Origin of the sequence: Streptomyces sp. NPDC050988, from assembly GCF_044456225.1 — a bacterium.
GTDB lineage: Bacteria > Actinomycetota > Actinomycetes > Streptomycetales > Streptomycetaceae > Streptomyces.
On the sequence record NZ_JBITFQ010000027.1, the window covers coordinates 1 to 26,660 of the forward strand.

19 protein-coding genes and 1 tRNA gene are annotated in these 26,660 nt (G+C 66.7%); 18 read left to right on the forward strand and 2 right to left on the reverse strand.

Annotated elements, in window-relative coordinates:
* Positions 1–163: 163 nt before the first annotated feature.
* Complete coding sequence (locus tag ACIBEI_RS37490) at positions 164–1,390, reverse strand: pyridoxal phosphate-dependent aminotransferase (protein ID WP_398894993.1); 1,227 nt, start codon at positions 1,388–1,390, stop codon at positions 164–166.
* Positions 1,391–1,593: 203 nt separating this feature from the next.
* Between ACIBEI_RS37490 and ACIBEI_RS37495 the strand changes: the two genes are divergently transcribed.
* From ACIBEI_RS37495 to ACIBEI_RS37580, 18 genes are all read left to right on the forward strand, one after another.
* A tRNA-Trp gene (locus ACIBEI_RS37495) sits at positions 1,594–1,666 on the forward strand.
* 110 nt (positions 1,667–1,776) lie between these two features.
* Entirely contained in the window at positions 1,777–2,064 is a 288-nt protein-coding gene (gene secE, locus ACIBEI_RS37500) for a preprotein translocase subunit SecE (RefSeq protein ID WP_055610500.1), read from the forward strand.
* A 77-nt stretch (positions 2,065–2,141) separates the two neighbouring features.
* A complete protein-coding gene (gene nusG, locus ACIBEI_RS37505; protein ID WP_398894995.1) occupies positions 2,142–3,050 on the forward strand; it encodes a transcription termination/antitermination protein NusG in 909 nt (302 codons plus the stop codon).
* Between the two features lie 180 nt (positions 3,051–3,230).
* A complete protein-coding gene (rplK, locus tag ACIBEI_RS37510; RefSeq protein WP_030359033.1) occupies positions 3,231–3,665 on the forward strand; it encodes a 50S ribosomal protein L11 in 435 nt (144 codons plus the stop codon).
* A 77-nt stretch (positions 3,666–3,742) separates the two neighbouring features.
* A complete protein-coding gene (rplA, locus tag ACIBEI_RS37515) occupies positions 3,743–4,468 on the forward strand; it encodes a 50S ribosomal protein L1 (protein WP_143642867.1) in 726 nt (241 codons plus the stop codon).
* Positions 4,469–4,631: 163 nt separating this feature from the next.
* On the forward strand, positions 4,632–5,555 hold the full coding sequence (locus ACIBEI_RS37520) for a hypothetical protein (RefSeq protein ID WP_398894996.1): 924 nt from the start codon (positions 4,632–4,634) through the stop codon (positions 5,553–5,555).
* 158 nt (positions 5,556–5,713) lie between these two features.
* Positions 5,714–6,574: a DUF1396 domain-containing protein gene (locus ACIBEI_RS37525; protein WP_398894998.1), complete on the forward strand. Its 861-nt coding sequence runs from the start codon at positions 5,714–5,716 to the stop codon at positions 6,572–6,574.
* A 310-nt stretch (positions 6,575–6,884) separates the two neighbouring features.
* A complete protein-coding gene (rplJ, locus tag ACIBEI_RS37530; protein WP_055610505.1) occupies positions 6,885–7,415 on the forward strand; it encodes a 50S ribosomal protein L10 in 531 nt (176 codons plus the stop codon).
* A gap of 109 nt (positions 7,416–7,524) precedes the next feature.
* On the forward strand, positions 7,525–7,908 hold the full coding sequence (gene rplL, locus ACIBEI_RS37535; protein ID WP_143642864.1) for a 50S ribosomal protein L7/L12: 384 nt from the start codon (positions 7,525–7,527) through the stop codon (positions 7,906–7,908).
* Positions 7,909–8,572: 664 nt separating this feature from the next.
* Positions 8,573–12,055 carry a DNA-directed RNA polymerase subunit beta gene (gene rpoB, locus ACIBEI_RS37540; protein ID WP_388478821.1) on the forward strand — a complete coding sequence of 1,161 codons (3,483 nt, stop codon included), beginning with the start codon at positions 8,573–8,575 and terminating at the stop codon, positions 12,053–12,055.
* 97 nt (positions 12,056–12,152) lie between these two features.
* Entirely contained in the window at positions 12,153–16,052 is a 3,900-nt protein-coding gene (locus tag ACIBEI_RS37545) for a DNA-directed RNA polymerase subunit beta' (protein WP_398894999.1), read from the forward strand.
* A gap of 134 nt (positions 16,053–16,186) precedes the next feature.
* Complete coding sequence (locus ACIBEI_RS37550) at positions 16,187–16,813, forward strand: DUF1707 and DUF4190 domain-containing protein (RefSeq protein WP_398895001.1); 627 nt, start codon at positions 16,187–16,189, stop codon at positions 16,811–16,813.
* Between the two features lie 288 nt (positions 16,814–17,101).
* Positions 17,102–17,473, forward strand: coding sequence for a 30S ribosomal protein S12 (gene rpsL / locus ACIBEI_RS37555; RefSeq protein ID WP_003948652.1), 372 nt, complete (start codon positions 17,102–17,104; stop codon positions 17,471–17,473).
* Between the two features lie 2 nt (positions 17,474–17,475).
* On the forward strand, positions 17,476–17,946 hold the full coding sequence (gene rpsG / locus ACIBEI_RS37560) for a 30S ribosomal protein S7 (RefSeq protein WP_030345396.1): 471 nt from the start codon (positions 17,476–17,478) through the stop codon (positions 17,944–17,946).
* 39 nt (positions 17,947–17,985) lie between these two features.
* Positions 17,986–20,112, forward strand: coding sequence for an elongation factor G (gene fusA, locus ACIBEI_RS37565; RefSeq protein ID WP_398895002.1), 2,127 nt, complete (start codon positions 17,986–17,988; stop codon positions 20,110–20,112).
* Between the two features lie 167 nt (positions 20,113–20,279).
* Positions 20,280–21,473 carry an elongation factor Tu gene (gene tuf, locus ACIBEI_RS37570; RefSeq protein ID WP_055610510.1) on the forward strand — a complete coding sequence of 398 codons (1,194 nt, stop codon included), beginning with the start codon at positions 20,280–20,282 and terminating at the stop codon, positions 21,471–21,473.
* 206 nt (positions 21,474–21,679) lie between these two features.
* The gene (locus ACIBEI_RS37575) at positions 21,680–24,853 is read left to right on the forward strand and encodes a glycosyl hydrolase 115 family protein (RefSeq protein ID WP_398895004.1); all 3,174 of its coding nucleotides are present in this window, start codon (positions 21,680–21,682) and stop codon (positions 24,851–24,853) included.
* Between the two features lie 26 nt (positions 24,854–24,879).
* Positions 24,880–25,971: an endo-1,4-beta-xylanase gene (locus tag ACIBEI_RS37580; protein ID WP_398895005.1), complete on the forward strand. Its 1,092-nt coding sequence runs from the start codon at positions 24,880–24,882 to the stop codon at positions 25,969–25,971.
* 18 nt (positions 25,972–25,989) lie between these two features.
* Here ACIBEI_RS37580 and ACIBEI_RS37585 read toward each other — a convergent pair whose 3' ends face one another.
* A complete protein-coding gene (locus ACIBEI_RS37585) occupies positions 25,990–26,625 on the reverse strand; it encodes a Uma2 family endonuclease (RefSeq protein ID WP_398895006.1) in 636 nt (211 codons plus the stop codon).
* Positions 26,626–26,660: the final 35 nt, after the last annotated feature.

Sequence of the window (26,660 nt, forward strand, 5' to 3'; positions counted from 1 at the left end):
CACCCCCTCCCCCCCCCGGTCGGCCGGCCGCTGCAGCCGCCCCCCATCCCCCCCCCCCCCCCCCCCCCCCCCCACACACCCCACACAACCCCCCCCCCCCCCCCCCGCGCCCCCCCCCCCCCCCGCCCCCCCCCCCGCTCGCACCCACTCACGGTGAGGAGGTTCAGTCCTTGGCCTCGGCCAGCAGCTTCTGGATCCGCGAGACACCCTCGACGAGGTCCTCGTCACCCAGCGCGTACGAGAGCCGCAGGTAGCCAGGCGTGCCGAAGGCCTCGCCCGGGACGACCGCGACCTCGGCCTCCTCCAGGATCAGCGCGGCCAGCTCGACGGAGTCCTGCGGGCGCCTGCCGCGGATCTCCTTGCCGATGAGGGCCTTCACCGAGGGGTACGCGTAGAAGGCGCCCTCGGGCTCCGGGCAGAGCACGCCGTCGATCTCGTTGAGCATCCGCACGATGGTCCTGCGGCGGCGGTCGAAGGCCTCGCGCATCTCGGCGACGGCCGTCAGGTCGCCGGACACGGCGGCGATGGCGGCGGCCTGAGCCACGTTCGACACGTTCGACGTGGCGTGCGACTGGAGGTTCGTCGCGGCCTTCACCACGTCCTTCGGGCCGATGATCCACCCGACACGCCAGCCGGTCATCGCATACGTCTTCGCGACGCCGTTGACCACGATGCACTTGTCACGCAGCTCCGGCAGGATCGCCGGCAGCGAGGTGAACTTCGCGTCCCCGTAGACCAGGTGTTCGTAGATCTCGTCCGTCAGGACCCACAGGCCGTGCTCGACGGCCCAGCGGCCGATCGCCTCGGTGTCCTCGGCGCTGTAGACGGCGCCCGTCGGGTTGGACGGCGACACGAAGAGGACGACCTTCGTCTTCTCCGTACGGGCCGCCTCCAGCTGCTCGACCGAGACGCGGTAGCCGGTGGTCTCGTCCGCGACGACCTCGACCGGGACACCGCCGGCGAGACGGATCGACTCCGGGTACGTCGTCCAGTAGGGCGCCGGCACGATGACCTCGTCGCCCGGGTCGAGGATCGCGGCGAACGCCTCGTAGATGGCCTGCTTGCCGCCGTTGGTCACCAGCACCTGGGAGGCGTCAACCTCGTAGGCGGAATCGCGCAGCGTCTTGGCGACGATCGCCGCCTTCAGCTCGGGAAGGCCGCCGGCCGGCGTGTACCGGTGGTACTTCGGGTTCTTGCAGGCCTCGATGGCGGCCTCGACGATGTAGCCCGGGGTCGGGAAGTCGGGCTCACCGGCGCCGAAGCCGATCACCGGACGTCCTGCGGCCTTGAGGGCTTTGGCCTTGGCGTCCACGGCGAGGGTGGCGGACTCGGAGATCGCACCGATCCGGGCGGAGACCCGGCGCTCGGTGGGAGGGGTTGCAGCGCTCATGGGCCCATCGTTCCAGACACGAAACCTCCCCGGCACACCGGTTTCACAGACTGAGCAGTGGCCGACAAAGTCCTTACGGACACTTTCTGTTCGACGACCGGCCGTCGACCACGTACACTCTCACCTCGTTGGCCTTCATCGGCCGCGCCCACCCGGTGCACACCGAGCACCCGGGCGGATGCGGTACGTTGTTGGGGAAACAAAGGGTCGTAGCTCAATTGGTAGAGCACTGGTCTCCAAAACCAGCGGTTGGGGGTTCAAGTCCCTCCGGCCCTGCTACACACTCCTTTCGCCAGGATGTGTGCGCATGTACGTACTGCATTGCACCGCCGTGCGGCTCATACCTGGGCGCGGCACGGCCACGACCCGGAATCAGGTGAGGACGAGTGACGGACGCCGTGGGCTCCATCGACATGCCTGATGCCCAGGATGAGGCGCCGGAGTCCCAGAAGAAGGGCCGCAAGGGCGGTAAGCGTGCCAAGAAGGGCCCGCTGAAGCGCCTCGCCCTCTTCTACCGCCAGATCGTCGCGGAACTCCGCAAGGTTGTCTGGCCGACCCGGAATCAGCTGACGACGTACACCACAGTGGTGATTGTGTTCGTTGTCATCATGATCGGTCTGGTGACTGTGATTGACTTCGGACTCGACAAGGCCGCCAAGTACGTCTTCGGCTGAGCCAAGCGCGAAGGGCGCCGTACCCGGCGCCCGCTTTCGCGTGTTCCACCCCCATGATCCAGGAAGAAGCAGCCACCGTGTCTGACCCGAACCTGAACGACGCCGTCGAGCCGCGCGGACAGGAAGCCGAGTCCGTCGACGACGAGCTCGACATCGTCGAGGGCGCGGACGTCGAGGACGAGGTCGAGGCTGCCGACGCCGAAGCCGGCGAGGCCGCCGAAGAGGCTGCCCTGCACGTCGAGGACGAGTCCGGTGAGGACGTCGAGACCGACGTGGACACCGAAGCCGACGCGGACGCCGAGGATGCGGCCGTCTCCGACGAGGCCGACGACGAGAAGCTCGAAGAGCCCGAAGAAGAGGCCGAGCCGGTCGACCCCGTGGTGGCCCTCCGCGAGGAGCTCCGCAGGCTGCCCGGTGAGTGGTACGTCATCCACACGTACGCGGGTTACGAGAACCGCGTGAAGACGAACCTCGAACAGCGTGCCGTCTCCCTGAACGTCGAGGACTTCATCTTCGCGGCCGAGGTGCCGCAGGAAGAGGTCGCGCAGATCAAGAACGGCGAGCGCAAGACCGTCCGTCAGAACAAGCTCCCCGGCTACGTGCTAGTGCGCATGGACCTGACGAACGAGTCCTGGGGCGTCGTCCGCAACACCCCCGGCGTCACCGGCTTCGTGGGCAACGCGTACGACCCGTACCCGCTGACGCTGGACGAGATCGTCAAGATGCTCGCCCCGGAGGCCGAGGAGAAGGCCGCTCGCGAGGCGGCCGAGGCCGAGGGCAAGCCGGCTCCGTCCCGCAAGCTCGAGGTCCAGGTGCTGGACTTCGAGGTGGGCGACTCGGTCACCGTCACCGACGGCCCGTTCGCGACGCTGCAGGCGACCATCAACGAGATCAACGCCGACTCGAAGAAGGTCAAGGGCCTCGTCGAGATCTTCGGCCGCGAGACCCCGGTCGAGCTGAGCTTCGACCAGATCCAGAAGAACTGACCCCTCGCGGGACGGTCTTCCGGAACACACGCCTCCGACCAGGTCAGACGGGCCTCACAGCCCGTCTGACCTGCTCGGTTTTTGGCCGCGCACAGATACCCGTTATCGTTGTGCGGTATGCCTCCGTCCGGATGATCCGGATCGGCGGCTGGAAACTCTCACTAGGACCCGGAGAGAGCAATGCCTCCCAAGAAGAAGAAGGTCACGGGGCTCATCAAGCTCCAGATCCAGGCCGGTGCGGCCAACCCGGCGCCGCCGGTCGGCCCCGCGCTGGGCCAGCACGGCGTCAACATCATGGAGTTCTGCAAGGCCTACAACGCCGCGACCGAGTCGCAGCGTGGCTGGGTGATCCCGGTGGAGATCACGGTCTACGAAGACCGCTCCTTCACCTTCATCACCAAGACCCCGCCGGCCGCGAAGATGATCCTCAAGGCCGCGGGCGTGGAGAAGGGCTCCGGCGAGCCGCACAAGACCAAGGTCGCCAAGATCACCCAGGCGCAGGTCCGCGAGATCGCCACCACGAAGATGCCCGACCTGAACGCCAACGACCTGGACGCCGCGTCGAAGATCATCGCCGGCACCGCCCGTTCCATGGGCATCACGGTCGAGGGCTGACCTCCACCCCGTAGGAAAGACCGTGGCAGGGCCTGCTCGGCCCACACCACGACTCCTCAGAACACACAGGAGCAGTAGTGAGCAAGCGCAGCAAGTCTCTCCGCGCTGCGGACGCGAAGATCGACCGGGACAAGCAGTACGCCCCGCTCGAGGCCGTCCGTCTCGCCAAGGAGACCTCCACGAGCAAGTTCGACGGCACCGTCGAGGTCGCCTTCCGCCTGGGTGTCGACCCGCGCAAGGCCGACCAGATGGTCCGTGGCACCGTGAACCTCCCGCACGGCACCGGTAAGACCGCCCGGGTCCTGGTCTTCGCGACCGGTGACCGTGCCGAGGCCGCGACCGCCGCGGGCGCCGACATCGTCGGCTCCGACGAGCTCATCGACGAGGTGGCGAAGGGCCGTCTGGACTTCGACGCCGTCGTCGCCACCCCGGACCTCATGGGCAAGGTCGGCCGCCTGGGCCGTGTCCTCGGCCCGCGTGGTCTGATGCCGAACCCGAAGACCGGCACCGTGACCCCGGACGTGGCCAAGGCCGTGACCGAGATCAAGGGCGGCAAGATCGAGTTCCGCGTCGACAAGCACTCGAACCTGCACTTCATCATCGGCAAGACCTCGTTCGACGAGACCCAGCTGGTGGAGAACTACGGCGCCGCGCTGGAGGAGATCCTCCGTCTGAAGCCGTCCGCCGCCAAGGGTCGCTACATCCGGAAGGCCGCGATCAGCACGACGATCGGCCCCGGCATCCCGCTCGACCCGAACCGCACCCGCAACCTCCTCGTCGAGGAGGACCCGGCCGCCGTCTGAGCCTGACGCTCACCGGCAGCCGCGTCGCACACGCGATTCCAGGACGGGCCCCGCAACCTTTCGAGGTGCGGGGCCCGTCCCTCTTTGTCAGATGCCCGTTTCCGGACCGGGTGTCAGTGCCCTGCGCTAGCGTGCAGGGCACAGGAATCGCATAGGGGGACGAATGAAGAGCACTGCCGTGCGACGCGCGACTGTCTCGATCGCGATGGCCGCCGCGCTGACGGGGGTCGCGGCCTGTAGCGGCTCGGACTCCGACGGGGGTTCGGGCGGGAGCGCGGGCGGAAGCTCCGGAGGGGGCGACAAGGCGGCCGGCAAGGCCAAGACGCAGGCGAACCCGATCGCGGCCCTGCGCACCGTCGAGAAGTCCACCGACAAGGCCGACTCCGCCAAGGTCGAGTCCACCACGACCATGGGCACGATCATGTCCATGGAGGCGGACGGCGCCCTCGGCTGGTCCGACGGCCTCACCGGCACCCTGACGATCACGTACACCGGCGGCACGATGGCCGACCAGATGCGGCAGCTGGGCACCACCTCCATGGAGGCCCGCTATCTGCCGGACGCCTACTACGCGAAGATGGGCGACAAGTTCGCCGAGCAGTCCGGCGGCAAGCACTGGATCAAGTACGCGTACGACGACCTGGCGGACCTCGCCGGCGGATCGGGCGCGTACATGAAGGACCAGATGCAGAACACCACGCCGAACCAGTCGGTGAAGCTCCTGCTGGCCTCCGGGGACGTCAAGAAGGTCGGCGAGGAGAAGGTGCGCGGCGAGAACACCACGCACTACTCGGGCACGGTCGACGTCGCGGATCTCGCGGGCGAGAGCTCGAACCTCACCGCGGACCAACTGGCCGACATGAAGCGTCAGTTGGAGCAGGCCGGAGTCACCACCGAGACCATCGACATATGGGTCAACGACGAGGATCTGCTGGTCAAGAAGGTCGAGAAGGGCGAGCTGGCCACCGGCTCGATGTCCTCGACGGCGTTCTACAGCGACTACGGCGTGAAGGTCTCCACCGAGGAGCCCCCGGCGGGCGACACGGCCGACTTCAAGGACCTGATGCAGACTCAGCCGGCGGCCTGAGAGCCCTCGTACGGGACAGAGATCGGGGGCGCCACCCAGGCGTCCCAGGCGTCCCGGGCGTCGCACAGGCCTCAAGGAACTCGGAGGACTGCCCGAGTCTCTCTGGGATACGCTCACGCCCTGTCTGTGAGTCGCTCATCTGTTCCTTGGGGGGAACCATGAAGATTTCTGTGCGCGGATCCGTGCGTCGTAGGACGACCGGTGCGGCACTCGCCGCGCTGGTCCTCGCCGGGGGTGCCGTCGGCTGTTCGAAGGACGGCGCGAGCGAGGAGTCGCCGAAGATGACGCCCGCCGCGGCCGTGGCCAAGGCGGCGAAGAACACGGAGGACATCACCTCCATCAGCTACCGGATGACCGGCAGGACCCCTGAGGAGGGGCGCGTCAAGGCCGATGCCCAGATGCGCATGAAGCCGGACGTCGCCATGAGCATGAAGATGACCGCCCTCGACCAGGGCGCGGACGGCACCGCCGAGATCCGCCTCGTCGACAAGGCGATGTACATAGGCGGAGGCGCCGCGGCCGCCAAGGGGATGGACGGCAAGAGCTGGATCAAGTTCGACCTGTCCACGCTGGGGGACGACGCGCTGGGGGGCGCGGCTCCGGGCGCCGGGACGGCCGACAAGAACCCGGCCCAGGAGTCCACCTTCCTCACCGGCTCCAAGGACGTGAAGAAGGTCGGCACCGAGAAGATCGACGGCGTCGAGACCACCCACTACAAGGGCACGGTCACCCTCGACGAGTTCCGCAAGTCGCTCAAGAGCGAGAGCAAGACCACCCGTGAGCAGCGGGAGAAGAGCCTTGAGCAGTACGAGAAGATGGGCGTGGACGCGCTCACGATGGACATGTGGATCGACGGCGACGACCGCACCAAGCAGTTCCGTATGAAGGGCGACGCCGACAAGGGCAAGCTCGACATGACCATCACCTTCGTCGACTACAACAAGCCCGTGACGGTCGAGGCGCCGCCCGCCAAGGACGTCATGGACCTGGCCGAGATGATGGGCGACATCGAGAGCTGACCTCGGCGTCGGCCGGCGTACGACGTCGGCCCACGTACGGATTTGCTTGACAGCGACCCGTTCACGTAACCTTCCACAGAAGCCAAAGACCGCTGGTCGTTGCCGTGTGCTTGTTAGAGGGCGCGGCGACCGAAGGATCCGCTGAAACTGCGGACGACCCGCGTAGGTGACTGTGGATGAACTCCCGGGCAGTCCCGTACTTCGTACGGATCCGTTCGGTCGAGTCACGCCCCGTGCGCCTGCGCCGGGGCGTTTCGTTTTCCCAGTCTCCTTCTGAGCGGTCCTCATCACCCGGAAGGAGGCCACGCTTATGGCAAGGCCCGACAAGGCTGCCGCGGTAGCCGAGCTCGCGGACCAGTTCCGCAGCTCGAACGCCGCCGTGCTGACCGAGTACCGGGGTCTCACCGTGGCGCAGCTCAAGACGCTGCGTCGTTCGCTCGGTGAAGACGCCCAGTACGCCGTGGTGAAGAACACGCTGACCAAGATCGCGGCCAACGAGGCCGGGATCTCCACGCTCGACGACCTGTTCAACGGTCCGACGGCGGTTGCCTTCATCTCCGGTGACCCGGTGACGTCGGCGAAGGGTCTTCGTGACTTCGCCAAGGACAACCCGAACCTCGTCATCAAGGGCGGTGTCCTTGACGGCAAGGCGCTGTCCGCCGACGAGATCAAGAAGCTTGCGGACCTCGAGTCCCGCGAGGTTCTGCTCGCCAAGCTGGCGGGTGCCATGAAGGGCAAGCAGACTCAGGCTGCGCAGCTCTTCCAGGCGCTTCCGTCGAAGTTCGTCCGCACCGCGGAGGCGCTTCGCGTCAAGCTCGAAGAGCAGGGCGGTGCCGAGTAATTCGGCTCGCGCATTGACCGCCGCCTGAGGCGACGGTCGTAGCGGGCCGAACGTACGCCCGCCTCACCAGTACATCCGGCACCTGCCGAATTAGTGGAAGGACGCCATCATGGCGAAGCTGTCCCAGGAAGAGCTGCTCGCGCAGTTCGAGTCCCTCACCCTCATCGAGCTCTCCGAGTTCGTGAAGGCCTTCGAGGAGAAGTTCGACGTCACCGCCGCCGCCGCGGTCGCCGTTGCCGGCCCCGCCGGTGCCGCCGCCCCCGCCGAGGCCGAGGCCGAGCAGGACGAGTTCGACGTCATCCTCACGGGTGCCGGCGACAAGAAGATCCAGGTCATCAAGGTCGTGCGTGAGCTGACCTCCCTGGGTCTCAAGGAGGCCAAGGACCTCGTGGACGGCGCTCCGAAGCCGGTCCTCGAGAAGGTCGCCAAGGACGCCGCCGAGAAGGCCGCCGAGTCCCTCAAGGGCGCCGGCGCCTCCGTCGAGGTCAAGTAACACCACGAGCCGTCCGCCGCGGCGCCTGAGGGCGCCCCGCGGCGTCGGCTCCAGCGGGCCGACACAGCCGCTCCCGCAGGGGCTGTAACGCTGACGCACCGAAGAGCGATCATCCATCTGGGTGGTCGCTCTTCGGCGTTCGAGGGGGCCGTGCGGCGACTGCCTTGCGCTGTCGGTCGCGACGAGTATGGTGATCTTCGTTCGTGCCTCCGGCCGCCCTGTGACGGGCAGCGAGACAGGTTGCAAGACGGGTTGCAAGTGACGATGGCAGCACCCGGTTCGGGCATGGGGGGCCTTGACGAACCGCACGCAGCGCGCAATTCTCAGGACGCGTCGTCACAACGATCCGGATCCGAGGCATGGATCGGTGGCGAAGAGGGCAGTATCGATGTGCATCGAGGGCGTGGCTTGCAGCAGGGGTTGAGAACAACGAGGGTCTTCAAAAACCCGCACTGGACATCAGTGGGCCTAGTGGCTACACTGACCCTTTGCGCTGCCTGTTAGCTGCCTCCTGCCCGTCACCAGGGGCATGCCCTCGCTTCAGCACTGTGGATTGAACCGATCCTGACCTGGCCTTTTGGCTGATTCAGGAAACGGCTGTCCTGGTGTCCGGCTTGGGACCGGTACGCGCGTAGTGAGTCCGAGCCCTCGGAAGGACCCCCTCTTGGCCGCCTCGCGCACTGCCTCCGCGAATACGAACAACGGCGCCAGCACCGCCCCGCTGCGCATCTCTTTTGCAAAGATCAAGGAGCCCCTCGAGGTTCCGAACCTTCTTGCGCTGCAAACCGAGAGCTTCGACTGGCTGCTCGGAAACGACGCGTGGAAGGCTCGTGTCGAGGCGGCTCTGGACAGCGGACAGGACGTCCCCACCAAGTCCGGTCTGGAGGAGATCTTCGAGGAGATCTCCCCGATCGAGGACTTCTCCGGGTCGATGTCCCTGACTTTCCGCGACCACCGCTTCGAGCCTCCCAAGAACTCGATCGACGAGTGCAAGGAGCGCGACTTCACGTACGCCGCCCCGCTCTTCGTCACGGCCGAGTTCACCAACAACGAGACCGGCGAGATCAAGTCCCAGACGGTCTTCATGGGTGATTTCCCGCTCATGACCAACAAGGGCACCTTCGTCATCAACGGCACCGAGCGTGTCGTCGTGACGCAGCTGGTCCGTTCGCCGGGCGTCTACTTCGACTCCTCCATCGACAAGACGTCCGACAAGGACATCTTCTCGGTCAAGGTCATCCCCTCCCGGGGTGCCTGGCTGGAGATGGAGATCGACAAGCGCGACATGGTCGGTGTCCGCATCGACCGCAAGCGCAAGCAGTCCGTCACCGTTCTCCTGAAGGCTCTCGGCTGGACGACCGAGCAGATCCTCGAGGAGTTCGGCGAGTACGAGTCCATGCGCGCCACCCTGGAGAAGGACCACACCCAGGGCCAGGACGACGCACTGCTCGACATCTACCGCAAGCTGCGTCCGGGCGAGCCCCCGACCCGTGAGGCCGCGCAGACGCTTCTGGAGAACCTCTACTTCAACCCGAAGCGCTACGACCTCGCCAACGTCGGCCGTTACAAGGTCAACAAGAAGCTGGGCAGCGAGGCCCCGCTGGACGCCGGGATCCTGACCGTCGAAGACATCATCGAGACGATCAAGTACCTGGTGAAGCTGCACGCCGGTGAGACCGAGACCGTGGGTCCCAACGGCGCCTCGATCGTCGTCGAGACCGACGACATCGACCACTTCGGCAACCGTCGTCTGCGCAACGTCGGCGAGCTCATCCAGAACCAGGTTCGTACGGGTCTGGCGCGTATGGAGCGTGTCGTCCGTGAGCGGATGACGACCCAGGACGTCGAGGCGATCACGCCGCAGACCCTGATCAACATCCGGCCGGTCGTCGCCTCCATCAAGGAGTTCTTCGGCACCAGCCAGCTGTCGCAGTTCATGGACCAGAACAACCCGTTGTCCGGCCTGACGCACAAGCGTCGTCTCAACGCGCTCGGCCCGGGTGGTCTGTCCCGTGAGCGGGCCGGCTTCGAAGTCCGTGACGTGCACCCCTCGCACTACGGCCGCATGTGTCCGATCGAGACCCCCGAAGGCCCGAACATCGGCCTGATCGGCTCGCTCGCCTCCTACGGCCGGATCAACGCGTTCGGTTTCGTCGAGACGCCGTACCGCAAGGTCGTCGAGGGCCAGGTCACCGACGACGTCGACTACCTCACGGCCGACGAGGAGGACCGGTTCGTCATCGCGCAGGCCAACGCCTCGCTCAATGACGACATGCGCTTCGACGAGGCTCGTGTCCTGGTCCGCCGTCGTGGCGGCGAGGTCGACTACGTCCCCGGTGACGACGTCGACTACATGGACGTCTCCCCGCGCCAGATGGTGTCCGTCGCGACCGCGATGATCCCCTTCCTGGAGCACGACGACGCCAACCGTGCCCTCATGGGCGCGAACATGATGCGCCAGGCCGTGCCGCTGATCACCGCCGAGGCCCCCCTCGTCGGTACGGGCATGGAGTACCGCTGCGCCGTCGACGCCGGTGACGTCATCAAGGCCGAGAAGGCGGGTGTCGTCCAGGAGGTCTCCGCGGACTACATCACCGTCGCCAACGACGACGGCACGTACACCACGTACCGCGTCGCGAAGTTCTCGCGCTCCAACCAGGGCACCTCGGTCAACCAGAAGGTGATCGTGGACGAGGGCGACCGGGTCGTCGAGAACCAGGTTCTCGCCGACGGTCCGGCCACCCAGGAAGGCGAGATGGCGCTGGGCAAGAACCTGCTCGTCGCCTTCATGCCCTGGGAGGGTCACAACTACGAGGACGCGATCATCCTGTCGCAGCGCCTCGTCCAGGACGACGTCCTCTCCTCGATCCACATCGAGGAGCACGAGGTCGACGCCCGTGACACCAAGCTCGGCCCCGAGGAGATCACCCGGGACATCCCGAACGTCTCCGAGGAGGTCCTCGCCGACCTCGACGAGCGCGGCATCATCCGCATCGGTGCCGAGGTCGTCGCCGGCGACATCCTGGTCGGCAAGGTCACGCCCAAGGGTGAGACCGAGCTGACCCCGGAGGAGCGCCTGCTCCGCGCGATCTTCGGTGAGAAGGCGCGCGAGGTGCGCGACACCTCGCTGAAGGTGCCGCACGGCGAGATCGGCAAGGTCATCGGCGTCCGCGTCTTCGACCGTGAGGAGGGCGACGAGCTTCCCCCCGGTGTGAACCAGCTGGTGCGCGTGTACGTGGCGCAGAAGCGCAAGATCACCGACGGTGACAAGCTCGCCGGCCGTCACGGCAACAAGGGCGTCATCTCCAAGATCCTGCCGATCGAGGACATGCCGTTCCTGGAGGACGGCACCCCGGTCGACATCATCCTCAACCCGCTGGGTGTCCCGTCCCGAATGAACCCGGGACAGGTCCTGGAGATTCACCTCGGCTGGCTCGCCAGCCGCGGCTGGGACGTCTCCGGTCTGGCGGACGACTGGGCGCAGCGCCTCCAGGCCATCGAGGCCGACAAGGTCGACCCGGGCACGAACGTCGCCACCCCCGTATTCGACGGTGCGCGTGAGGACGAGCTGGCCGGTCTGCTGCAGCACACGATTCCGAACCGCGACGGCGAGCGCATGGTGCTCCCCACCGGTAAGGCGCCTCTGTTCGACGGCCGCTCCGGCGAGCCGTTCCCGGAGCCGATCTCGGTCGGCTACATGTACATCCTCAAGCTCCACCACCTGGTCGACGACAAGCTCCACGCCCGTTCGACCGGTCCGTACTCGATGATCACCCAGCAGCCGCTGGGTGGTAAGGCCCAGTTCGGTGGCCAGCGCTTCGGTGAGATGGAGGTGTGGGCGCTTGAGGCTTATGGCGCCGCTTACGCCCTCCAGGAGCTGCTGACCATCAAGTCCGACGACGTGACCGGCCGCGTGAAGGTCTACGAGGCCATCGTCAAGGGCGAGAACATCCCCGAGCCCGGCATTCCCGAGTCCTTCAAGGTGCTCATCAAGGAAATGCAGTCGCTCTGCCTCAACGTGGAGGTGCTGTCCTCGGACGGCATGTCCATCGAGATGCGCGACACGGACGAGGACGTCTTCCGCGCCGCGGAGGAGCTCGGTATCGACCTGTCCCGGCGCGAGCCGAGCAGCGTCGAAGAGGTCTGACGGGTCTGGCCGGGGCTCCTTGAACAAGAGCCCCGGCTAACCCCGGACCCCAGTCAGACCAGTGAAGAATCGACCCCGAAAGAGGGATTGACGACAAGTGCTCGACGTCAACTTCTTCGACGAGCTGCGGATCGGCCTTGCTACCGCTGACGACATTCGTCAGTGGTCACACGGTGAGGTCAAGAAGCCGGAGACCATCAACTACCGCACCCTCAAGCCCGAAAAGGACGGACTCTTCTGCGAGAAGATCTTCGGTCCGACCCGGGACTGGGAGTGCTACTGCGGCAAGTACAAGCGTGTCCGCTTCAAGGGCATCATCTGCGAGCGCTGCGGCGTCGAGGTCACTCGCGCCAAGGTGCGTCGTGAGCGGATGGGCCACATTGAGCTGGCCGCTCCCGTCACCCACATCTGGTACTTCAAGGGCGTTCCGTCGCGGCTGGGCTACCTGCTCGACCTCGCCCCGAAGGACCTCGAGAAGGTCATCTACTTCGCCGCGTACATGATCACGTACGTGGACGACGAGCGTCGTACCCGCGACCTGCCGTCGCTGGAGGCTCACGTCTCCGTCGAGCGTCAGCAGATCGAGAACCGTCGCGACGCCGACCTCGAGACCCGCGCCAAGAAGCTCGAGACCGACCTGGCCGAGCTTGAGGCCGAGGGCGCCAAGGCCGACGTACGCCGCAAGGTGCGCGAAGGTGCCGAGCGTGAGATGAAGCAGCTGCGGGACCGTTCGCAGCGCGAGATCGACCGTCTCGACGAGGTGTGGACCCGTTTCAAGAACCTCAAGGTCCAGGACCTGGAGGGTGACGAGCTCCTCTACCGCGAGCTGCGTGACCGCTTCGGGACCTACTTCGACGGCTCCATGGGTGCGGCCGCTCTGCAGAAGCGCCTGGAGTCCTTCGACCTGGACGAGGAGGCCGAGCGCCTCCGCGAGATCATCCGTACCGGCAAGGGCCAGAAGAAGACCCGTGCGCTGAAGCGGCTGAAGGTCGTGTCTGCGTTCCTGCAGACCTCCAACAGCCCCAAGGGCATGGTTCTCGACTGCGTCCCGGTCATCCCGCCGGACCTTCGCCCGATGGTGCAGCTGGACGGTGGCCGCTTCGCGACCTCCGACCTGAACGACCTGTACCGCCGTGTGATCAACCGGAACAACCGTCTGAAGCGGCTTCTCGACCTCGGCGCGCCCGAGATCATCGTGAACAACGAGAAGCGCATGCTCCAGGAGGCCGTCGACGCCCTCTTCGACAACGGTCGTCGTGGTCGTCCGGTCACCGGTCCCGGTAACCGCCCGCTGAAGTCCCTGAGCGACATGCTCAAGGGCAAGCAGGGTCGTTTCCGTCAGAACCTGCTCGGCAAGCGTGTGGACTACTCCGCGCGTTCCGTGATCGTCGTCGGTCCGCAGCTGAAGCTCCACCAGTGCGGTCTGCCGAAGGCCATGGCGCTGGAGCTCTTCAAGCCGTTCGTGATGAAGCGCCTGGTCGACCTGAACCACGCGCAGAACATCAAGAGCGCCAAGCGGATGGTCGAGCGCGGCCGCACGGTCGTGTACGACGTCCTGGAAGAGGTCATCGCCGAGCACCCGGTTCTGCTGAACCGTGCGCCGACGCTGCACCGCCTCGGCATCCAGGCCTTCGAGCCGCAGCTGGTCGAGGGCAAGGCCATCCAGATCCACCCGCTCGTCTGCACCGCGTTCAACGCGGACTTCGACGGTGACCAGATGGCCGTGCACCTGCCGCTCTCCGCGGAGGCGCAGGCCGAGGCCCGCATCCTGATGCTGTCCTCGAACAACATCCTCAAGCCCGCCGACGGCCGTCCGGTGACGATGCCGACCCAGGACATGGTCCTCGGTCTGTTCTTCCTCACCACCGACGGCGAGCTGCGGGACGTCAAGGGCGAGGGCCGGTCCTTCGGCTCCGCGGCCGAGGCGATCATGGCGTTCGACGCCGGCGACCTCTCGCTGCAGTCGCGCGTGGACATCCGCTTCCCGGTGGGCACCATCCCGCCGCGCGGCTGGACCCCGCCGGCTCAGGAAGAGGGCGACCCGGAGTGGCAGCAGGGTGACACCTTCCGCCTGAACACCACGCTGGGCCGTGCGCTCTTCAACGAGCTGCTGCCCGAGGACTACCCGTTCGTCGACTACGAGGTCGGCAAGAAGCAGCTCTCCGAGATCGTCAACGACCTCGCCGAGCGCTACCCCAAGGTCATCGTGGCGGCGACGCTCGACAACCTGAAGGCGGCCGGCTTCTACTGGGCGACCCGTTCCGGCGTCACCGTGGCCATCTCCGACATCGTCGTTCCCGACGCGAAGCGCGCGATCGTCAAGGGCTACGAGGACCAGGACGAGAAGGTCCAGAAGCAGTACGAGCGTGGTCTGATCACCAAGGACGAGCGCACGCAGGAGCTCATCGCGATCTGGACCAAGGCGACCAACGAGGTCGCCGAGGCGATGAACGCGAACTTCCCGAAGACCAACCCGGTCTCGATGATGGTCAACTCGGGCGCCCGCGGAAACATGATGCAGATGCGTCAGATCGCCGGTATGCGTGGTCTGGTGTCGAACGCCAAGAACGAGACCATCCCGCGTCCCATCAAGGCGTCCTTCCGTGAAGGCCTGTCCGTGCTGGAGTACTTCATCTCCACGCACGGTGCCCGTAAGGGTCTGGCGGACACCGCCCTGCGTACCGCCGACTCGGGTTACCTGACCCGTCGTCTGGTGGACGTCTCGCAGGACGTCATCATTCGCGAGGAGGACTGCGGCACCGACCGCGGCCTGCGTCTGGCGATCGCCGAGCGGGGCTCCGACGGTGTCCTGCGCAAGACGGAGAACGTCGAGACCAGCGTGTACGCACGTGCGCTGGCCGAGGACATCACCGTCGACGGCAAGGTGCTGGCCCCGGCCAACACCGACCTGGGCGACGTCCTCATCGACGAGCTCGTCAGGTACGGCATCGAGGAGGTCAAGACCCGTTCGGTCCTGACCTGCGAGTCCGCCGTCGGTACCTGCGCCATGTGCTACGGCCGCTCGCTGGCCACCGGCAAGCTGGTCGACATCGGTGAGGCGGTCGGCATCATCGCCGCCCAGTCCATCGGTGAGCCCGGCACGCAGCTGACGATGCGTACCTTCCACACCGGTGGTGTGGCCGGTGACGACATCACCCAGGGTCTGCCCCGTGTCGTCGAGCTCTTCGAGGCTCGTACGCCGAAGGGTGTCGCCCCGATCTCCGAGGCCTCCGGCCGCGTGCGGATCGAGGAGACCGAGAAGACCAAGAAGCTCGTCGTCACTCCGGACGACGGCAGCGACGAGACGGCGTTCCCGATCTCGAAGCGTGCCCGTCTGCTGGTGGGCGAGGGCGACCACGTCGAGGTGGGCCAGAAGCTCACCGTGGGTGCCACCAACCCGCACGACGTGCTGCGCATCCTGGGTCAGCGTGCCGTCCAGGTCCACCTGGTCGGCGAAGTCCAGCGGGTCTACAACTCGCAGGGCGTGTCGATCCACGACAAGCACATCGAGATCATCATCCGGCAGATGCTCCGCCGTGTGACGATCATCGAGTCGGGCGACGCGGAGCTGCTGCCCGGCGAGCTCGTCGAGCGGTCGAAGTTCGAGACCGAGAACCGTCGTGTGGTCCAGGAAGGCGGCCACCCGGCCTCCGGCCGTCCGCAGCTGATGGGTATCACCAAGGCGTCGCTGGCCACCGAGTCGTGGCTGTCGGCGGCGTCCTTCCAGGAGACGACCAGGGTTCTGACGGACGCGGCGATCAACGCCAAGTCCGACTCCCTGATCGGCCTCAAGGAGAACGTCATCATCGGTAAGCTCATCCCGGCCGGTACGGGCCTGTCCCGCTACCGCAACATCCGGGTCGAGCCGACCGAGGAGGCCAAGGCCGCGATGTACTCGGCCGTCGGCTACGACGACATCGACTACTCGCCGTTCGGCACGGGCTCCGGCCAGGCCGTTCCGCTGGAGGACTACGACTACGGTCCGTACAACCAGTAAGCGGGTTGCTTGAGTTGAAGGGCGGTCACCCTCGGGGGTGACCGCCCTTCGGCTTTTCCCCCGACGGGAACCTATGCCGGAAATGCCGCGTTGGAGCATGATGGAAGCCCAGTCTTTCGGGGGGAGGTGCTCCCGTGTCGTACCCGTCGTGGCAGCCCGGGGAGGGGTCGAAGGATGCGCAGGCCCGGCAGGGGTCGGGTGGTGTGCCGTCCTGGCGTGGGCAGGGTGGTCAGGCGCCGGTCTGGGACGGGCAGGGCGGTCCGCCGCAGCCCGGGTACGCGGACGGCGGTCATTCGATGCTCGCCTCGCACGCGGACCGGGAGCGGGCCGTCGATGTGCTCAGAGCCGGCTTCGGCGAGGGGCGTATGGAGCAGGCCGAGTTCGAGAAGCGGGTGGCGCGGGCCTACGCGGCCCGTACGGTGGGCGAGCTGGCCCTTCTGGTGGCCGACCTGCCCCAGGGGCCCGTACCGCTGCCGGCGGCCGTAGGAGCCGTGCCACGGACGTTCCTGCCCCTTCCCGTGCCGAAGACGAACGAGAAGGCGATCGGGTCGGCGATCTGCGGCGGGCTGTGTCTGGTGACGTTCGGGCTCACCGGTCTTCCCGCGGTGATTCTCGGCCATTCCGCGCGCTCGGAGATCCGGCGCAGGGGCGAGGGCGGTGACGGTCTGGCGCTCACCGGGCTCGTCATCGGATGGCTGGCCACGGCAAGCTGGACCCTTGTGGTGACGCTGCTGCTCATCGCCGCGCTGACGACCGGATGAAGATCACGGACGGCGTGGCGGGTTGGCATGGTCCGCTCACGGATGGTAGTGCGGCCCATTTGTTTTGACCGCAGCGTATGAGGTAGGTACGCTCAGACCTTGTGCCTGGGGTGTGCCCTGGCTCCCGTGCGTGCCTTCAAACCGCAAGGGGAGTCGTAAGCGGCCACCGTAAATCTGCGCCCTTCTCGCCTCACGGTGAGAGTCTGCAGGATTCGACACACCCGACCGCGTGGGTCGGCGATGTTCCAGGTTAGCTTCACCATTCGGCACACAGAAACCGGAGAAGTAGTGCCTACGATCCAGCAGCTGGTCCGGAAGGGCCGGCAGGACAAGGTCGAGAAGAACAAGACGCCCGCACTCGAGGGTTCGCCCCAGCGTCGCGGCGTCTGCACGCGTGTGTTCACGACCACCCCGAAGAAGCCGAACTCGGCCCTGCGTAAGGTCGCGCGTGTGCGTCTGACCAGCGGGATCGAAGTCACCGCTTACATTCCGGGTGAGGGACACAACCTGCAGGAGCACTCCATCGTGCTCGTGCGTGGTGGCCGTGTGAAGGACCTGCCGGGTGTTCGCTACAAGATCATCCGAGGTTCGCTTGACACGCAGGGTGTCAAGAACCGCAAGCAGGCCCGCAGCCGCTACGGCGCCAAGAAGGAGAAGTAGAAATGCCTCGTAAGGGCCCCGCCCCGAAGCGCCCGGTCATCATCGACCCGGTCTACGGTTCCCCTCTGGTGACCTCCCTGATCAACAAGGTGCTGCTGAACGGCAAGCGCTCCACCGCCGAGCGCATCGTCTACGGCGCCATGGAGGGCCTGCGCGAGAAGACCGGCAACGACCCGGTCATCACGCTCAAGCGCGCTCTTGAGAACATCAAGCCGACCCTCGAGGTCAAGTCCCGCCGTGTCGGTGGCGCCACCTACCAGGTGCCGGTCGAGGTCAAGCCCGGCCGCGCGAGCACCCTGGCGCTGCGCTGGCTGGTCGGCTACTCCCGCGCCCGTCGCGAGAAGACCATGACCGAGCGTCTGCTCAACGAGCTTCTCGACGCCTCCAACGGCCTCGGTGCCGCTGTGAAGAAGCGCGAGGACACCCACAAGATGGCCGAGTCCAACAAGGCCTTCGCGCACTACCGCTGGTAGTCGCTACCCCCATCGAGACCGAGAGAAGACCGAAGCCTTATGGCTACCACTTCACTTGACCTGGCCAGGGTCCGCAACATCGGGATCATGGCCCACATCGACGCGGGCAAGACGACCACCACCGAGCGGATCCTCTTCTACACCGGCGTCAGCTACAAGATCGGTGAAGTCCACGACGGCGCTGCCACCATGGACTGGATGGAGCAGGAGCAGGAGCGTGGCATCACGATCACCTCTGCTGCTACCACCTGTCATTGGCCGCTTGAGGACAACGACTACACGATCAACATCATCGACACCCCGGGTCACGTCGACTTCACGGTCGAGGTGGAGCGTTCGCTCCGCGTCCTCGACGGTGCCGTCACCGTGTTCGACGGTGTCGCGGGTGTCGAGCCGCAGTCCGAGACGGTGTGGCGTCAGGCCGACCGTTACGGCGTGCCGCGCATCTGCTTCGTGAACAAGCTCGACCGGACCGGCGCGGAGTTCCACCGCTGCGTCGATATGATCTCGGACCGCCTCGGTGCGCAGCCGCTGGTCATGCAGCTTCCGATCGGCGCCGAGGCCGACTTCAAGGGTGTCGTCGACCTCGTCACCATGAAGGCGTTCGTCTGGTCCGCCGAGGCCGCCAAGGGCGAGATGTACGACGTCGTCGACATCCCGGCCACGCACGTCGAGGCTGCCGAGGAGTACCGCGGCAAGCTCGTCGAGGCCGTCGCCGAGAACGACGAAGAGATCATGGAGCTGTACCTGGAGGGCGTCGAGCCCACCGAGGAGCAGCTGTACGCCGCGATCCGTCGCATCACCATCGCGTCCGGCAAGTCCAGCGACACCACGGTCACCCCGGTGTTCTGTGGCACCGCGTTCAAGAACAAGGGCGTCCAGCCCCTGCTCGACGCGGTCGTGCGCTACCTGCCGACCCCGCTCGACGTCGAGGCCATCGAAGGCCACGACGTGAAGGACCCCGAGGTCGTGGTCAAGCGCAAGCCGTCCGTGGACGAGCCGCTGTCCGCCCTCGCCTTCAAGATCATGAGCGACCCGCACCTGGGCAAGCTCACCTTCGTCCGGGTCTACTCGGGCCGCCTGGAGTCCGGCACCGCCGTGCTGAACTCCGTCAAGGGCAAGAAGGAGCGCATCGGCAAGATCTACCGCATGCACGCGAACAAGCGTGAGGAGATCGAGGCGGTGGGCGCCGGCGACATCGTCGCCGTGATGGGCCTGAAGCAGACCACCACCGGTGAGACGCTCAGCGACGACAAGAACCCGGTCATCCTGGAGTCCATGGACTTCCCGGCGCCGGTCATCCAGGTCGCCATCGAGCCCAAGTCCAAGGGTGACCAGGAGAAGCTGGGTGTCGCCATCCAGCGTCTCGCGGAGGAGGACCCCTCCTTCCAGGTTCACTCGGACGAGGAGACCGGCCAGACCATCATCGGCGGTATGGGCGAGCTGCACCTCGAGGTGCTGGTCGACCGTATGCGCCGTGAGTTCAAGGTCGAGGCCAACGTCGGTAAGCCGCAGGTCGCGTACCGTGAGACGATCCGCAAGGCCGTCGAGCGCGTGGACTACACCCACAAGAAGCAGACCGGTGGTACCGGTCAGTTCGCCAAGGTGCAGATCGCGATCGAGCCCATCGTGGACGGCGACGCGTCGTACGAGTTCGTGAACAAGGTCACCGGTGGCCGTATCCCGCGGGAGTACATCCCCTCGGTGGACGCCGGTGCGCAGGAGGCCATGCAGTTCGGCATCCTCGCCGGTTACGAGATGACGGGCGTCCGCGTCACGCTTCTCGACGGTGCCTACCACGAGGTCGACTCCTCCGAGCTGGCGTTCAAGATCGCCGGTTCGCAGGCCTTCAAGGAGGCCGCCCGCAAGGCCAGCCCCGTGCTGCTCGAGCCGATGATGGCCGTAGAGGTCACCACGCCCGAGGACTACATGGGCGAGGTCATCGGTGACATCAACTCCCGCCGTGGTCAGATCCAGGCCATGGAGGAGCGTGCCGGTGCCCGCGTCGTGAAGGGCCTGGTTCCGCTGTCGGAGATGTTCGGCTACGTCGGCGACCTCCGCAGCAAGACATCGGGTCGCGCGAGCTACTCGATGCAGTTCGACTCCTACGCCGAGGTTCCCCGGAACGTCGCCGAGGAGATCATCGCGAAGGCCAAGGGCGAGTAACTCAGCGAGTCGGACTCAACCGAGTTCACACCTTAGGCTTGACTCCGGAGCCTGCTGGGGCATTCCACCGCAACCGCGGCGGAACTGCCCCGGGCCCCGGCTTTCCAGCAAAGATCACCTGGCGCCGATGAGTAAGGCGTACAGAACCACTCCACAGGAGGACCCCAGTGGCGAAGGCGAAGTTCGAGCGGACTAAGCCGCACGTCAACATCGGCACCATCGGTCACATCGACCACGGTAAGACGACCCTCACGGCCGCCATTACCAAGGTGCTGCATGACGCGTACCCGGACCTGAACGAGGCCTCGGCCTTCGACCAGATCGACAAGGCTCCTGAGGAGCGCCAGCGCGGTATCACGATCTCCATCGCGCACGTCGAATACCAGACGGAGACGCGTCACTACGCCCACGTCGACTGCCCCGGTCACGCGGACTACATCAAGAACATGATCACGGGTGCGGCGCAGATGGACGGCGCCATCCTCGTTGTCGCCGCCACGGACGGCCCGATGCCGCAGACCAAGGAGCACGTGCTCCTGGCCCGCCAGGTCGGCGTTCCGTACATCGTTGTCGCGCTGAACAAGGCCGACATGGTGGACGACGAGGAGATCCTGGAGCTCGTCGAGCTCGAGGTCCGTGAGCTGCTCTCCGAGTACGAGTTCCCGGGCGACGACCTTCCGGTCGTCAAGGTCTCGGCGCTCAAGGCCCTTGAGGGCGACAAGGAGTGGGGCCAGTCCGTCCTCGACCTGATGAAGGCCGTCGACGAGTCGATCCCGCAGCCCGAGCGTGACGTCGACAAGCCGTTCCTCATGCCGATCGAGGACGTCTTCACGATCACCGGTCGTGGCACCGTCGTCACCGGTCGTATCGAGCGTGGTGTCCTCAAGGTCAACGAGACCGTCGACATCGTCGGCATCAAGACCGAGAAGACCACCACCACGGTCACGGGCATTGAGATGTTCCGCAAGCTGCTCGACGAGGGCCAGGCCGGTGAGAACGTCGGTCTGCTGCTTCGTGGCATCAAGCGCGAGGACGTCGAGCGCGGCCAGGTCATCATCAAGCCGGGCTCTGTCACCCCGCACACCGAGTTCGAGGCGCAGGCGTACATCCTGTCCAAGGACGAGGGCGGCCGTCACACGCCGTTCTTCAACAACTACCGTCCCCAGTTCTACTTCCGCACGACGGACGTGACTGGTGTGGTGACCCTCCCCGAGGGCACCGAGATGGTCATGCCGGGCGACAACACTGAGATGACCGTTGAGCTCATCCAGCCCGTCGCCATGGAGGAGGGCCTGAAGTTCGCCATCCGTGAGGGTGGCCGGACCGTGGGCGCCGGCCAGGTCACCAAGATCAACAAGTAAGTCTCGCTTACCTGTTGGGCTTGAAAGCCTGGTAGCTCCAGCACTGCTGAGCTCCTTGGAGGGGCCCGTACGACTTCGGTCGTGCGGGCCCCTTCGCTGTAACGAAAGTATTCGGCGCCGACGACCCATTCCCCTCACGGGCCCCTCCATCCACCATTTGTCATGCCGCTGAGCAAATTCGGGATGACATGTTCGAGGGGTGAGGTATGTCTGGGCGCGTCAGCCGTAGAGCTGTTCTGGGGGCGGGGGTGGCAGCGGGGATCGGGGCGGGGGCCGGGTCGGTCGCGCTGTCGGGTGCCGCGTGGGCAGTGGAAGGGGGATCGGCGCCGACGGATCCGGGGGCGTACGTCTCCTTCTCGCCGGAGGCCGGGGCCTTTCCCCTCGTGGGGGCGCCGGTCGTGGTCGGTGATGGCGACCATCCCGGAGTCGTACGGGTGGCAGGGGATCTGCGGGACGACATCGAGCGGGTCACGGGGGTGCGGCCAGGTTCGGCGATGGCGCGCGAGGTCGTGCTCGTCGGGACGATCGGGCGCAGTCCGCTGATCGACGGGCTGATCGAGGCCGGGAAGCTCGACGTCCGCGGGATCCGGGGCAAGTGGGAGACCTCGCTGCAGACCGTGGTCGAGCGGCCGATGCCGGGGGTGGAGCGGGCCTTCGTCGTCGCGGGCAGCGATCCGCGCGGCACGATCTTCGGAGCGTACGACGTCTCGTACGGGATCGGGGTCTCGCCCTGGTACTGGTGGGACGACGTGCGGCCGGTGCGGCGGAGCGAGGTGTATGTGCTGCCGGGTCGCTACAGCCAGGGCACGCCGGCGGTGAAGTACCGCGGGATCTTCATCAACGACGAGAATCCGGCGCTGGGGACGTGGGCGCCCGCGTTCTTCGGGCCGGGGGAGGCGCCCGGCCATCCCGGCGGCTTCAACGCGGACTTCTACGCCAGGGTCTTCGAGGTGCTGCTGCGGCTGAAGGCGAACTATCTGTGGCCGGCGGTGTGGGGGCGGGCCTTCGCCGAGGACGACCCTGAGAATCACGCGAGGGCGAAGGCGTACGGGATTGTCATGGGCACGTCTCATGAGGCGCCGATGATGCGGGGCATCGAGGAGTGGAACCGGCATGCGGTGCCGGCCGTGCGCGACAGCGCGGGGAATGTTGTTACGCCCGGGCGTGATCCCTACGGCGGCACCGGGGAGTGGTCGTTCCGGCGCAACTCCGAGGCGATCAAGGCGTATTGGCGCGAGGGTGTGCGGCGCATGGCCGACCAGGACTTCGAGGGTGTCGTCACGCTCGGGATGCGCGGGAACGGGGACACGAGTCTGCCCGACGGCGACGGCATCGAGCTGATGCGGGAGATCATCGCGACGCAGCGGTCGATCATCGAGGACGTCACCGGCCGCCCGGCCGCCGAGACCCCCCAGGTGTGGACGCTCTACAAGGAGGTTCAGCGGTACTGGGACCGCGGGCTCCGGGCCCCGGACGACGTGACCGTCGTACTGACGGACGACAACTGGGGCAACATCCGCAAGCATCCGGATCCGGCGGAGGCGGAGGCTGGGGCGGTTCGGGGCGGCGGGTACGGGCTGTACTACCACTTCGACTACGTCGGCGTCGGCCGCAACTACAAGTGGGTGGACACCACTTCGCTGCCGAACATGTGGGACCAGCTCCACCAGGCGGTCGCGTACGGGAACCGGGAGTTGTGGGTCACGAACGTCGGTGACCTGAAGGGCAATGAGCTGCCGACCGAGTTCTTCCTCAACTACGCCTGGGATCCGGGGCGTTGGCCGCTGGACAGGCTGGGGGAGTGGGAGCGGAGGTATGCGCGGCAGAACTTCGGCGGGGCGGCGGCTGCTGAGATCTCATCGATCTCGTCGGTGCTGGCGAGGTACGCGCAGCTCCAGTCGCGCCGTAAGCCGGAGTTGCTGAACCGCCGGATCACGCTGGTGGACGGGAAGGTCGTGTACGACGACCAGCAGACGCCCTTCTACTTCGGTCACCGTGAGCTGGAGCGGGTGACGGAGGAGTGGCGGCGGCTGGGGAAGGACGCGGAGCGGATCGGCCGCCGGCTGCCGGCCGCGGACCAGGACGCGTGGTTCGAGCTCGTCGGGTACGAGGTGGCGGCGACGGCCAACCTGTACGGGTTGCGGCAGGCGGAGTTCACCAACCTGCTGTACGCGCGGCAGGGGCGGGCCGCGACGAATGACCTGGCGGCCGAGGCGGAGGCCGGGCTGGCACGGGATTTCGCCCTCGCCGAACGCTTCAACTCCCGGGTGGCGGGCGGCAAATGGCGAGGCTTTCAGACGCAGCCGCACATCGGATACGGGGATGTGGAGCGGTACGGGCCGAACGCGCCGTGGCAGCAGCCGGAGCGGGACAACGTGGCGTTGCCGGACGAGATCTTTCCGGCGGTGAAGCGGATTGAGGTGCCGGTGTCCGCCGAGATGGGGGTGGCGGTGGATGGGGTGGAGTCGGGGGAGTGGTGGCCGGGGGAGGTCGGGGAGGTCGGGGGGGACGGGGAGTCGCCGGGTGCGGCTGTGCTGCCTGTGTTCAGCCCGTATCAGACCCGGCCCGACCAGTACGTCGAGGTCTTCAACCGGGGGCGTACGGCCTTCGACTACCGGATCACGCCGTCGGTGCCGTGGATCAGGGTCGACCGGCCGCGGGGTCGGGTCGGTCGGGTCGAGAAGCAGGTGCGGGCGGTGCTGACGGTGGACTGGGCCCGGGCTCCGCGGGGGCGTACGGAGGCGTCGGTGACCGTGGAGGGGGCGGGCGCGGTGGTGACGGTGGGGGTGGTGGCCGAGCAGCCGTCGGTGCGTGAGGTGAGTGGGGCGCGTGGGGTCCGTGGGCTGCGGGGGTTCGTCGAGGCGGGTGGGTACGTGGCTGTCGATGCCGAGCACTTCGAGCGTTCGGTGGGGACGTGGCGGCGTATCGACGGGATCGGGCGTACGGGGGCGGGGGTGACGCCGTGGCCGGTGACGGCTCCGCGGCGGACGCCGGGGGGCTCGTCTCCGCGGCTGGAGTACGAGGTGAGCCTGCTGTCCGCGGGTGAGGTCACGGTGTGGGCGTACCTGTCTCCGCGGAACCCGACCTTGCCGACGGGCGGGCTCAAGTACGGGATCTCGTTCGACGGGGACGCCCCGCAGATCGTCGACATCCACGCGGCCACGGGTGCCGATGACGGGCTGATGGACATCGAGTGGGCCCGCAACACATCGGACAACGTCAATCGCACGTCTACGCGCCACACGATCGGGGCTGCCGGGGTGCACCGGCTGAAGTTCTGGATGGTCGATCCGACGGTGGTGGTGCAGCGGCTGGTGATCGATACGGGTGGGTTGACGCCGACGTATCTGGGGCCGCTGGAGAGCTATCGCGTTCGCTGAGCCTTACTTACTGGAGGGGACCGCACATGAAGTACTTCCGCATGCCCATTGTCGGGCTGCTGAGCGCGACGCTGCTGGTCACGGGCGTACAGATGGTCGAGGCGGACGAGGCGGACGAGGCTCCGCAGGGTTCCCGAGGTTCGCAGGCGGCCACGCTGCGGGCGCTCGCCGAGCGTGCCGATCTGCGGATCGGTACGGCCGTGGACATGGCGGCGCTGGACGAGGACACGACGTACCGGCGGACGACCGGGAGGGAGTTCAACTCCGTCACCGCCGAGAACGTCATGAAGTGGGAGGTCGTCGAGCCGGCGCGGGGGACGTACGACTGGTCGGGGGCGGATGAGTTGGTGCGCTTCGCGCGCGAGCGGGGGCAGGTGGTGCGCGGCCACACGCTGGTGTGGCACAGCCAGTTGCCGGGGTGGCTGACGACGGGGGTGGCGGACGGGTCGATCGGGGCGGGGGAGCTTCGGGGGATCCTGCGGAAGCACGTCACCACGGAGGTCAAGCGGTACAAGGGCAGGATCCAGCAGTGGGACGTGGTGAACGAGGTCTTCGAGGAGGACGGTTCGCTGCGGAACTCGATCTGGCTGCAGAAGCTCGGACCGTCGTACATCGCCGACGCCTTCCGCTGGGCCCACGCGGCCGACCCGAAGGCGAAGCTCTTCCTGAACGACTACAACGTGGAGGGCGTCAACGAGAAGTCGACCGCCTACTACGAACTGGCGAAGCGGCTTCGGGCGGAGGGCGTTCCGGTGCAGGGCTTCGGGATCCAGGGGCACCTGGCGATCCAGTACGGCTTCCCGGGGGATGTGGCGGGGAACCTCGCGCGGTTCGAGCGGCTGGGGATGCAGACCGCCTTCACCGAGGTGGACGTCCGGATGATCCTGCCTGCGGATGCGGAGAAGCTCGCCACGCAGGCGGCGTACTTCCGGGGGCTGCTGGACGCCTGCCTGGGGGCGCGGAGTTGCAGGTCCTTCACCGTGTGGGGGTTCACGGACAAGTACTCGTGGGTGCCGGGGGTCTTCGCGGGGCAGGGGGCGGCGACGTTGCTGGGGGAGGACTTCGGGCGGAAGCCGGCTTATGGGGCTGTGGGGGAGGGGCTGGCGGCGGGGCGCTGACTTTGACCAGGGGCTGGGTCAGCCGGTGCTCTCGGGCTTGACCTTGCCCTTGCCCTTGCCGTTGTCCTTGTAGCGTGGCAGGTTTTCCGTCGAGATCGTCCAGTCGCCGATGGTGACGTCCTCGCCGTAGACGAAGTCCTTGCGGGTCGCGTAACGCGGGCCGCTCGGGGTTGCGTGGATGTCGGAGAGGACGGCGCCCTCGCCCGTGCGCGGATCGAAGATCACGTAGATGGGGATGCCGAGCAGGGCGTAGTCGCGCATCTTGCCGACCCAGTCGTTGTCCGGGTTGGAGCGGGAGACGACTTCGATGGCGGCGATGAGCGTACGAGGGTCGAATGAGCCTGGGACGTCCATGTCCGTCATGGCGATCACCATGACGTCGGGGTGGCGCATGATGCCCTCGGGCTCGGCCTCCACGTCGGGTGTTCCCGTGTGAGCGACCAGTTCTTCCGGCATGAGCTTCTCAAGGCGTTTCCGGAGATGCAGTGTGGTCAGCTCATGTGGGCCGATGGGCGCCCTCATGTCGTGGACGATCCCTTCCTTGGTGATCTCGAATTTCCCGGGAAGCGTGTCGTCCATCGACTCAAGGAATTCACGCATTGCCTGGTAACGGTGGTGAGCGTCGGGCCGCGTGTCGTCAGAGGCGATGGTCATGGCGCTCGCTCCTCGTGGTCTGTGCCCAGGGGTAA

Coding starts and splice junctions, on each gene's coding strand:
- ACIBEI_RS37490 (WP_398894993.1), bottom strand. CDS start 1,390: ATGAGCGCTGCAACCCCTCCCACCGAGCGCCGGGTCTCCGCCCGGATC.
- rplK (WP_030359033.1), top strand. CDS start 3,231: ATGCCTCCCAAGAAGAAGAAGGTCACGGGGCTCATCAAGCTCCAGATC.
- ACIBEI_RS37520 (WP_398894996.1), top strand. CDS start 4,632: ATGAAGAGCACTGCCGTGCGACGCGCGACTGTCTCGATCGCGATGGCC.
- ACIBEI_RS37525 (WP_398894998.1), top strand. CDS start 5,714: ATGAAGATTTCTGTGCGCGGATCCGTGCGTCGTAGGACGACCGGTGCG.
- rplJ (WP_055610505.1), top strand. CDS start 6,885: ATGGCAAGGCCCGACAAGGCTGCCGCGGTAGCCGAGCTCGCGGACCAG.
- rplL (WP_143642864.1), top strand. CDS start 7,525: ATGGCGAAGCTGTCCCAGGAAGAGCTGCTCGCGCAGTTCGAGTCCCTC.
- rpsG (WP_030345396.1), top strand. CDS start 17,476: ATGCCTCGTAAGGGCCCCGCCCCGAAGCGCCCGGTCATCATCGACCCG.
- fusA (WP_398895002.1), top strand. CDS start 17,986: ATGGCTACCACTTCACTTGACCTGGCCAGGGTCCGCAACATCGGGATC.
- ACIBEI_RS37575 (WP_398895004.1), top strand. CDS start 21,680: ATGTCTGGGCGCGTCAGCCGTAGAGCTGTTCTGGGGGCGGGGGTGGCA.
- ACIBEI_RS37580 (WP_398895005.1), top strand. CDS start 24,880: ATGAAGTACTTCCGCATGCCCATTGTCGGGCTGCTGAGCGCGACGCTG.
- ACIBEI_RS37585 (WP_398895006.1), bottom strand. CDS start 26,625: ATGACCATCGCCTCTGACGACACGCGGCCCGACGCTCACCACCGTTAC.